The following is a 10,271-nucleotide window of genomic DNA, read 5'->3' on the forward strand; positions in this document are numbered from 1 at the left end:
ATCTCCAACCATGCGTAAAAAAGCTATCCTCACCGGGTTGCAGCTGATGATCAGTTGCGCCCTTTTCGCACAGGAAAAACCTTTCGACCCGGCAGATTATGAAACGGTGACCGTCCGCTCTGATAAACCCGCGGTTTTCCGGCAAGAGGTGCAAGTCCCCGTCGCCAACGATTCCTTCCGCCTCAAAGGCGTTTTCACCCGGCCGGGGAAAGACGGCAAACACCCCGCCATCCTGCTGCTGCCCGGCAGCGTCAACTACAATCTCGATGCCGCCGTATTCCCTGCCGATGCGCTTGAACAGATCGCGCAGCGCTTTGCGGAAGAGGGTTTTGCCGTATTGTATTACGACGACCGGCCCGCCGCCGTCAACGGCAGTTACGCCACCATTGCCCGCGATGCCGCGGACGTACTGCGGGAACTGCGGTCGTTCCCCCAGGTGGATCCCCGCCGGACAGGCATCGTGGCCCATAACACCGGAGCCGCCGCCGGACTGATGGTGGCCGCGCAGGATACGGCTTTGCGCTTCTTCGTGCCGATGGCGGCCCAGGGAGCGGAAAGCCCTGCTACAATGGCGCATTTCATGTCGGCCGTGCATGCGAATAAGGACCCCGGTTTCCGGGAGCGCGTAGCCCGTGAGGGAGATGTGCTCATGAAAATCGCAGGTGCCGGGCAGTCGCGGGATTCCCTGTTGCAACAACTGAAACGCGCTGCTATCGGATTCGAAAGAGCATTCAGGCAGGAAAAGAAAATCCCCGATAACGCGGAGACCGGTTATGCCCTCATGCTCATCCAGACTTATTCGCTGCCCGAAATGACCGCCTTCGCGGCATATCGTCCTGCGTTATACATGGATCAGGTGAAGTGCCCCGTGCTGGCCGTATTCGGCGGAAACGACGAACTGATGGCCCCTTCGGTCCACAGCGCTGCCTGGCAACGGGTAATACCATCGGCCACCATTCAGGCATTTCCGGGAATGAATCATTATCTTTCCAAAAGCGGCGGCAAACAGCCGTCTGATTCCGTGCTGAAGGAAATCGCCGGATGGATGCAGGGTGTTGTGAAAACCAATCCGTAATTATTTTCCCGCAGCCTGCAATTCCAGCACACAATTTGAATGAGAGCGCCTGCCGTGATGCGCCCTCCCGAAGCAGCAACCTGTATCCGGGAGCGGAGGGCCGGAGTGGCGGCACAAACAGTTGATTATGTACAAATACCTTTTGATGCTCGGTCTTGCCGCCGGAACCGCGGCCCATGGCCAGGAACGTCCGCAACATCCCCAGCCCCCGTATCCCTATTACTCGGAAGACGTTACGTTCGATAATACGAAAGACGGCTTCAAAATGGCGGGCACCTTCACCCGGCCGGAAGCTGCTGGTAAATATCCCGCGGTGATCCTGGTGAGCGGGAGCGGCCCGCAGGACCGCGACAGCGATATCTTCGGTCATAAATCTTTTCTTGTACTGGCCGATCATCTTACCCGCAACGGCATTGCCGTGCTCCGGTACGATGACCGCGGCACCAATAAAAGCGGAGGCGAGATGAAAGGCAGTGATATCACCGGTTTCACGCGCGACGCGCAGGCTGCCATGCAATATCTCCGTTCGCGGCCCGACGTGGATGCTAAAAAAGCGGGCATCATCGGGCATAGCGAAGGCGGCGCCATCGGGCAGATCATGGCCTCGGAAGATCCGGGCGTGGCTTTCCTGGTGTCCTTGGCGGGGCCGGGCGTAGACGGCGCAACGCTGATCATGAGCCAGACGGAAGCCATCCTCCGGTTGTACCAGCTCACCGATACCATTATACAAATGCAGCTCGGTTACCAGCGCGCCATGATGGATGCTATCGTGCAGGAGAAGGATACCGCGGCGCTGCGGGCGCGCATCATGCGCAACGCCAGCAAGCAATACAACGAAAATCCCAACCTGAAGGCCGTACAGCCGGAGGAGTTTTTCGTAAGGGCTGTCAGTTCGCAGTATATGTCGCCCGAGTACCTTTCCATCGTCCGTTTCGATCCAAAACCCTATTTTGCCGGCATAAAATGCCCTGTGCTGGCGTTAAATGGCGATAAAGACATCCAGGTCGTGAGCAGTGTGCACCTGGCGGGCTGGAAGAATGGGGTGAAACAGGCAGAGATCCGGGAGCTTCCGGGCCTCAACCATCTTTTCCAAAAATGTAATTCCTGTCAGGTGTCTGAATACAAGACGCTGACAGAAACCATATCACCGGCGGCCCTTGACGTGATGAGCAAGTGGATCCGGCAAACCACGGGCCTGGCGAAATAATTTCCGCGATTGGCCCGGCAATAGTTAATTTTGATTTCGATTATGGCAGGAAACAAACTGAAATCAGAGAAGAAAGAACCGAAAAAGAAGAAAGAGCAGGCACCGGCTCCCAATCCCGACGTGCTCAAGCCGGACAAGGAACCGGAAGTGAAAGTGCGGGAACTGGTGAAGGATGAGCGTACGCACAAAGTGCTGGGCGCATTTTTCCTGTTGTTGTCGTTGTATTGCTTTATCGCGTTCACCTCTTATTTATTTACCTGGGAAGAAGACCAGGATAAGGTGTTCCGTTATTCCTCCTCGGTTTTGTTCCGCGACGACGTGGAGGTGGACAACCTGCTGGGAAGACTGGGCGCGTTTACATCGCACTGGTTTTTCTACAAAGGGTTCGGCATCGCGTCGTACCTGTTTACGTATTTCTTCTTCATCATCGGTATTAATTTTATCGTCGGGCGGAGGGTTTTCCGTTTCTGGCGGAATGTGAAATACATCATTTTCGGATTGCTGTTCCTCAGCATGACCTTCGCTTTCCTGACGGGCAAATCGGCCTTTCCCTGGGGCGGCGCCCTGGGCGACGCGCTGAATAAATGGGTGAGCGGCTTCCTCGGTAAAACCGGGACCGGCCTCCTCCTCATTACTTCCGGCATCTGCTGGCTCATCTGGAAATTCAACCTGGATTTCAAATGGCCGGAGAAGCAGCCCAAACCCGCCAAAGCCGTTACGCCTGCGTATGCGGAAGAGGAAGCGGAAGATGAGGGGATGGAAGAAGATTACCGGAACGCGCCCAGCATCAATGACCGCTATAACGGGCTGAAAGGCGATGGCGCGCCCGTTTTCAAAGAAGAAGTGGAGGAATTCGACCCGGCTTTGCAATTGGTGGAGCGGGAAGAACCGGCCCCCTTCGCCACGGAGCCTCCGCCGTTCAAAATGCCTGAACCGGCACCGGAAGACCTGGCGCTGGAAGAGCTCCAGCTCACCATCCATGAACCGGAACCCGAACCTGCTCCGCAACCGGCCATGGAAACGCCGCCGGCTCCCATCCCGCTGGATATCCCGCCCCCCGCGCCCCGCAAGCCCAAGGTGGCGGAAGACGTGGCCTTCGAGATCAAACCGGTGTATGAAGACCCGACAGACGAAGAAGTGGAAGAGATCGTGCCCGTCCGCGAGGCGGTGCCGGTGGACCCTTACGAGCCCACCCTCGACCTGCGCGATTACAAGTATCCCGCCCTCGACCTGCTGGAAAACCACGGGACCGACAAGATCGTTCAAGACGCTTCGGAGCTGGAAAAGAACAAGAACCAGATCATCGACACCCTCAAGAACTACGATATTTCCATCCAGAAGATCAGTGCTACCGTAGGGCCCACCGTTACCCTGTACGAGATCGTACCGGCGGCGGGCGTCCGCATCTCCCGGATCAAAAACCTGGAAGACGATATCGCGCTGAGCTTGTCCGCGCTCGGTATCCGTATCATCGCGCCCATTCCGGGCCGCGGTACGATCGGTATCGAGGTGCCGAATGTGAAGAAGACCATCGTTTCGCTGCGAAACATGCTGGCGTCGGATAAATTCCAGCACAGCCAGATGGACCTTCCCATCGCCATCGGCAAGAAGATCGACAACGAAAACTTCATCGCCGACCTCGCCAAGATGCCCCACCTGCTTATGGCGGGCGCTACGGGGCAGGGTAAATCCGTTGGTATTAATACCCTGCTTGTTTCGCTGTTGTATAAGAAACACCCGTCGCAGCTGAAGTTCGTACTGGTGGATCCGAAGAAAGTGGAATTGAGCCTGTACAAGCTGATCGAGAAGCACTTCCTGGCGAAGCTGCCGGGTGAGGAAGACGCGATCATCACCGACACCAAGAAAGTGGTGCATACGCTCAACGCGCTTTGTATCGAAATGGATTTGCGGTACGACCTGCTGAAGGAAGCCGGTACGCGCAACATCCGCGAGTATAACGCCAAGTTCACCCAGCGCCGCCTCAATCCGCAGAAGGGGCACCGTTACCTGCCGTTCATCGTGCTGGTGATCGACGAGTTCGCCGACCTGATCATGACGGCCGGCAAGGAAGTGGAGATGCCGATCGCCCGCCTGGCGCAGCTGGCGCGCGCCGTGGGCATCCACCTGATCATCGCCACGCAGCGCCCGTCGGTGAACATCATCACAGGTACGATCAAGGCGAACTTCCCGGCGCGTATCGCGTTCAAGGTATCTTCCAAAATCGACTCCCGCACCATCCTCGACACGGGCGGGGCGGAGCAACTGATCGGGCAGGGCGACATGCTGATTTCCTTCAACGGGGAAGTGGTGCGCCTGCAGTGCGCGTTCGTGGATACGCCGGAGGTGGAAAGCGTAGCCGAATTTATCGGCGAGCAGCGCGGTTATCCGGATGCGTTCCTGCTGCCGGAATATATCGACGAAAAAGACATGGAAGGCAAGGATTTCAGCCTGGCCGACCGGGATCCGCTGTTCGAGGAAGCTGCGCGCGTGATCGTGCAGAACCAGCAGGGATCCACTTCTTTGCTGCAGCGCCGGATGAAACTGGGCTACAACCGGGCCGGCAGGCTGATGGACCAGCTGGAAGCCGCGGGGATCGTGGGGCCCAACATGGGCAGCAAGGCCCGCGACGTGATGGTGAAATCGGAATCGGACCTGGAAGAAATCCTCAACAGTATGTTATAAACATTATTTGTAATAATTTTGCATTTCTTTAACAGGGAGATTTAAACGTCCCGGCATAACATTTGTCTATCTTACCAGAGATAAAACTTAAAATGAACAGAATGATCAAGAAAACGGTATTTACGGGCCTGATTCTTTGCGGATTGATGGGCGGCGCCATGGCACAGACCGGGAAAAACGATCCCAAGGCCAAGGCGGTGCTGGATAACGTGAGCAAAAAATTCAAGTCCCTCAAATCTGTTATCGCCAATTTCGTATTGAAAGTGGAAGGCGCCAACAACAGCGTGTCCGATTCCAGGAAAGGTTCGGTATACGTGAAGGGCACGAAATATAAAGTGGTGATGGGCGACCAGGAAATCATCAGCGACAATAAAACTTCCTGGACGTTTGCCAAAGACGTGAACGAAGTGACCATCAACAACGTGGACCAGAGCAGCCAGGGCATGACCCCGGCGAAGATTTTCACCAACTTCTACGACAAGGATTTCCTGTACAAGCTGAACGGCGAAACCACCGAGAAAGGGAAAGTATTGCAGAACATCGAACTGACGCCGACGGATAAATCGAAGCCCTTTTTCAAAGTGCTGATCGATGTGGACAAGAAAACTTCCACCCTGGCGCGGATGAAAGTGTTTGAGAAAAACGGTAACCGTTATACATATGAGATCAACAGTTTCCAGCCCAACGGCGCTGTGACTGACGATATGTTCACTTTCGACGCCAAAAAGCATCCTGGTGTGGAAGTGGTGGATCTCAGGTAATTACGGATCTGAAGATATTGGAAGGGCTCCCTGCGCAAGGGGGCCTTTTTTTATGTGCGGAAGGCCGACTATCCCGGCATTGTCATCTCTGGGCGGATATCATGGGGTACTTGTCTTTTTTTTATTACATTTGCCACGTTTATTTTAAAAATCAAGCAATATGGCATACGACGTAATCGTAATTGGTAGCGGTCCCGGTGGATACGTGGCAGCTATCCGGGCTTCACAACTGGGTTTAAAAACAGCGGTAGTAGAACGGGAGAATTTGGGCGGTATCTGTTTGAACTGGGGATGTATCCCAACCAAGGCATTGTTGAAATCTGCACAGGTAATGGAATATATCCAGCATTCCAAAGATTACGGCGTGACCGTAGGCGACGCGAAAGCTGATTTTCCGGCGGTGATCAAACGTTCCCGCGGGGCGGCCGACAAAATGAGCAAGGGCGTTCAGTTCCTCATGAAGAAGAACAAAATCGACGTGATCCTGGGCAATGGCAAACTGAAAGCGAAAGGACAGGTGGAAGTGACCGACAAAGACGGCAAAGCCACCGTTCATGAAGCCAAACATATCATCCTGGCTACCGGCGCGCGCTCCCGCGAGCTGCCGAACCTGAAGATCGACGGTAAATCCGTTATCGGCTACCGCGAAGCGATGAACCTGCCCACGCAGCCCAAAAGCATGATCGTTGTAGGTTCCGGCGCCATCGGCGTGGAGTTCGCTTACTTCTATGCCACCATGGGCACTAAAGTGACCATCGTTGAATTCATGCCGCGCATCGTGCCGGTGGAAGACGAGGATATCTCCAAAGAACTGGAAAAAATCTACAAGAAGAAAGGCATCGATGTGATGACCAATTCTTCGGTAGAAGCAGTGGAAGCGACCAAAACCGGCGTGAAAGCCAAAGTGAAAACCGCCTCCGGCGAAGTAACCCTGGAAGCTGACGTGGTACTGAGCGCTGTGGGCATCACCGCCAACATCGAGAACATCGGCCTCGAGACCCTGGGTGTTAAAACCGACAAGGGCAAGGTGCTGGTTGATAAATATTACGCTACCAACGTAGCAGGCGTATACGCCATCGGCGATATCGTGCCCGGCCAGGCGCTGGCGCACGTAGCTTCCCGCGAGGCGATCATCGCTGTGGAAGCTATCGCTTACAACGAGAAGAAATACAACCACAAACCCACGCCTGTTGATTACAACAACGTTCCGGGCTGTACTTACAGCACGCCTGAGATCGCTTCCGTGGGCTATACCGAAAAAGCGGCCAAAGAAGCAGGCTACGAAGTGAAAGTGGGCAAATTCCCCTATTCCGCTTCCGGCAAGGCTGTGGGCGCCGGCGCTACCGAAGGTTTCGTAAAAGTGATCTTCGACGCCAAATACGGCGAGTGGCTGGGTACCCACATGATCGGCGCGAACGTGACCGAAGCTATCGTGCAAACCGTTACCGCCCGCACCCTGGAAACAACTTACCAGGAAGTGCTCAACAGCATCCACCCGCACCCGACCATGGCCGAGGCGGTGAAAGATGCCATCGAAGCGGCTTACGGCGAGGCGATCCACCTGTAATGCAATTTTTTCGAATAGCGAAAAGGCCGTCCATCCCGGACGGCCTTTTTTCATGTTCCGGGCTTTCCTTAAATTGCCGCTTTGTTTCACCAAATCAAACTTATGCGGCAATCTATCAAACTATACCTGCTGCTGGGGGCATTTATCGCCATCCGCTTGTCCGCTTCCGCGACGGAAGGGATGTGGCTCCCCCACCTGCTGGGCTCGCTGAATGAAAAGGAAATGAAGGGAATGGGGCTGAAAATCAACGCGTCCGACATATATAATGTCAATAAAGGCAGTTTGAAAGATGCCATCGTCAGCTTCGGAGGGTTCTGCACCGGGGAGATCATCTCCTCCAAAGGCCTGCTCCTCACCAACCACCACTGCGGATACGACGCCATCCAAAAGCACTCGTCCCTCCAGCACAATTACCTCGATAACGGCTTCTGGGCCCGTACACAGCGCGAAGAGCTGCCCAATCCGGGCCTCACCGCTACTTTTATCGTCCGCATCGAAGACGTGACCAAACAAGCCCTTGCGGGCGTAGATCCCGGGCTGGGAGAGCGCGAGCGGCAGTCGGCCATCGATAAAAACCTCGCGGCCATCAAGTCGGGCGCCGGAAAGGAAGCCTGGCAGGACGTGCTCATCAAGCCATTCTTCGAATCCAACCAGTTTTTCCTGTTCGTGACCGAGACGTATAAAGACGTACGCCTGGAAGGTGCGCCGCCGTCTTCCATCGGCAAATTCGGCGCGGATACCGACAACTGGATGTGGCCCCGCCATACCGGAGACTTCTCCATGTTCCGTGTATATGCAGGGAAAGACAATAAACCGGCAGACTACAGCCCCGAAAACGTCCCCCTGCAGCCGAAACACTTCCTGCCTATATCGCTGGACGGTGTGGCGGAAAACGATTTTACCATGGTGTTCGGATTTCCCGGCCGCACCAACGAATACCTGCCTTCCCGCGCCATGCAATTGATCGTGGAAGGGCAGGACCCCGCCCGTGTAGGCATGCGCGACGCCGCGCTGAAAGTGATCGACGGGTATATGCGCAAAGACGGGCAGATCAAGATCCAGTATGCCGCCAAGCAGGCTTCCACTGCCAATGCCTGGAAAAAATGGATCGGAGAGATGCAAGGGGTCCGCGCGACCGGGGGCATCGACCGTAAACTGGCTTATGAAAAACGCTTTTCGGGGCTGGTACAGGCGAGCCCTGTATTCCGCGGTCAATACGGCGGGTTGCTCGATTCGCTGAACAATCTCTATAACGACCTCGCGCCCTATGCCGTGGCCCGCGACTATTATACCGAGCTCGTCCGCAACGTGGAAATGCTCACCATGGCCAACAACCTCGTGAACCTGCTGCAGGAAACCCGTGCCGCCGGCGAGGATCAATACCCGGCATTGCGGGAGAAGTTCCTGGCTTCGGCACAGACATCCTTCAAAAACTTCAACCTGGACGTTGACCGCGACGTGGCAACCGCCCTGTTCGATATTTACTTTAAGGAAGTGCCCTCCAACAAGATCGGCGGCGAAGGCTACCAGATCTGGATGGAGACGAATAAAGACGGGAAAACCACGGCCAACAAGCTCTACAGCCAATCCGCGCTGATTTCGTATGAAGCGCTGAAAGCATTCGTGGAGCGGCCGTATGCCACGGTGCTCACCGAAATCTGGAAAGACCCGGCCACGAGGTTCCTCATCGGCCTGCGCAATGGTTATGCGGAACTGGTGAGCAAGCCGCACGACGCTATCCAGTCCGGCATCAACCGGCTGCAACGCCGTTATATGCAGGCGCAAATGGATGTGCTGAAAGACCGCCGCTTCTATCCCGACGCCAACAGCACCCTGCGCCTCACTTACGGTAAGGTGGACGGCTATGCGCCCCGCGACGCGGTACAATACGATTTCATGACCACGCTCGACGGGGTGATGGAAAAATACAAGCCGGGAGACTACGAATTCGACGTACCCGAGAAACTCCGCCAGCTGCATGCCGCCAAAGATTACGGGCAATACGGGCAGAACGGCAAGATGCCGGTATGCTTCATCGCTTCCAATCACACAACGGGCGGTAACTCCGGCAGTCCGGCCCTGGATGCTTACGGCAACCTCATTGGCCTCAATTTCGACCGTACCTGGGAAGGCACGATGAGCGACATCAACTACGACGCATCCATCTGCCGCAACATCATGGTGGATATCCGCTACGTATTATTCGTAGTAGACAAATTTGCGGGTGCCACGCACCTGATCGAAGAGATGAAACTTGTACATCCGAAGAAAGCGAAAGTAGTGCCCATGCGCAAGAAGGCGGCATAGTGCCATATATCAGCATAAGGAAAGCCGGTCTGCACAGACCGGCTTTTTTTTGCGCCTGCGGAAAAACATACTTCATTTTCAGTACTTTTATCACACAGCACAAAACCGGATGACACAGCGCATACATGGACCAACTATTGCCTAACGACATCAACCAACTGTTTCGCCGGATCAGTGAAGGAGACGAGGAAGCGTTCGGTATATTATTCCGGCATTCCGTTTCAGCGCTCTACCCGTTCATACTCCGCATGGTAAAACAACAGGCCGCCGCCGAAGAAGTGGTACAGGCTTCGTTCCTGCGCGTCTGGCTCAGCCGCGACAAGTTGCCCGGCGTGGAGCAGCCGCGAGCCTGGCTCTATAAAGTGGTGGCGAACGAATGCTATACCTGGATGCGCAAAGAGGCCCGGGAAATGAAGCTGCGCGCGGGTGCGGGCATGGCAGAGGAGGCGGACGACAGCCTGTCGGCGGAGATCGCCATGCGGGAAACGCGGCGGCTGATTGCAGAGGCGGTGGGGCAGATGCCGGCGCAGCGGAAAAAAATTTTCACCATGAGCCGGCAACAGGGGATGAGCATCCCCGAGATCGCGGAGGCGCTAGGGCTGTCTCCCAATTCCGTGAAAAACACGCTGGTACTGGCTTTGAAGGATATCCGGCATTACCTGGCGCGCCATG

Annotated in this window: 7 protein-coding genes; all 7 read left to right on the forward strand. The window is 55.5% G+C overall.

Translation table 11 applies throughout. The features are described 5' to 3' along the window. The first annotated feature begins 10 nt into the window (after window positions 1–10). Window positions 11–1,075 carry a hypothetical protein gene (locus Q0510_RS06540; RefSeq protein WP_298709350.1) on the forward strand — a complete coding sequence of 355 codons (1,065 nt, stop codon included), beginning with the start codon at window positions 11–13 and terminating at the stop codon, window positions 1,073–1,075. 127 nt (window positions 1,076–1,202) lie between these two features. After that, window positions 1,203–2,282, forward strand: coding sequence for an alpha/beta hydrolase (locus tag Q0510_RS06545; protein ID WP_298709351.1), 1,080 nt, complete (start codon window positions 1,203–1,205; stop codon window positions 2,280–2,282). A gap of 42 nt (window positions 2,283–2,324) precedes the next feature. Next, on the forward strand, window positions 2,325–4,964 hold the full coding sequence (locus Q0510_RS06550) for a DNA translocase FtsK (RefSeq protein WP_298709353.1): 2,640 nt from the start codon (window positions 2,325–2,327) through the stop codon (window positions 4,962–4,964). A 92-nt stretch (window positions 4,965–5,056) separates the two neighbouring features. After that, the gene (locus Q0510_RS06555; protein WP_298709355.1) at window positions 5,057–5,725 is read left to right on the forward strand and encodes an outer membrane lipoprotein carrier protein LolA; all 669 of its coding nucleotides are present in this window, start codon (window positions 5,057–5,059) and stop codon (window positions 5,723–5,725) included. 160 nt (window positions 5,726–5,885) lie between these two features. Continuing rightward, the gene (lpdA, locus tag Q0510_RS06560; RefSeq protein ID WP_298709357.1) at window positions 5,886–7,292 is read left to right on the forward strand and encodes a dihydrolipoyl dehydrogenase; all 1,407 of its coding nucleotides are present in this window, start codon (window positions 5,886–5,888) and stop codon (window positions 7,290–7,292) included. A 102-nt stretch (window positions 7,293–7,394) separates the two neighbouring features. Then, window positions 7,395–9,599, forward strand: a complete 2,205-nt coding sequence (locus Q0510_RS06565) for a S46 family peptidase (RefSeq protein ID WP_298709359.1) — start codon at window positions 7,395–7,397, stop codon at window positions 9,597–9,599. Window positions 9,600–9,724: 125 nt separating this feature from the next. Beyond that, on the forward strand, window positions 9,725–10,271 hold a 547-nt coding region (locus Q0510_RS06570), incomplete at its 3' end, for an RNA polymerase sigma factor (RefSeq protein ID WP_298709361.1).

It is taken from the genome of uncultured Chitinophaga sp. (assembly GCF_937874145.1).
GTDB lineage: Bacteria > Bacteroidota > Bacteroidia > Chitinophagales > Chitinophagaceae > Chitinophaga.

Bases quoted from the DNA above. Each gene is read 5' to 3' on its own strand.
- Q0510_RS06540 (WP_298709350.1), top strand. From the start codon at position 11: ATGCGTAAAAAAGCTATCCTCACCGGGTTGCAGCTGATGATCAGTTGC.
- Q0510_RS06545 (WP_298709351.1), top strand. From the start codon at position 1,203: ATGTACAAATACCTTTTGATGCTCGGTCTTGCCGCCGGAACCGCGGCC.
- Q0510_RS06550 (WP_298709353.1), top strand. From the start codon at position 2,325: ATGGCAGGAAACAAACTGAAATCAGAGAAGAAAGAACCGAAAAAGAAG.
- Q0510_RS06555 (WP_298709355.1), top strand. From the start codon at position 5,057: ATGAACAGAATGATCAAGAAAACGGTATTTACGGGCCTGATTCTTTGC.
- lpdA (WP_298709357.1), top strand. From the start codon at position 5,886: ATGGCATACGACGTAATCGTAATTGGTAGCGGTCCCGGTGGATACGTG.
- Q0510_RS06565 (WP_298709359.1), top strand. From the start codon at position 7,395: ATGCGGCAATCTATCAAACTATACCTGCTGCTGGGGGCATTTATCGCC.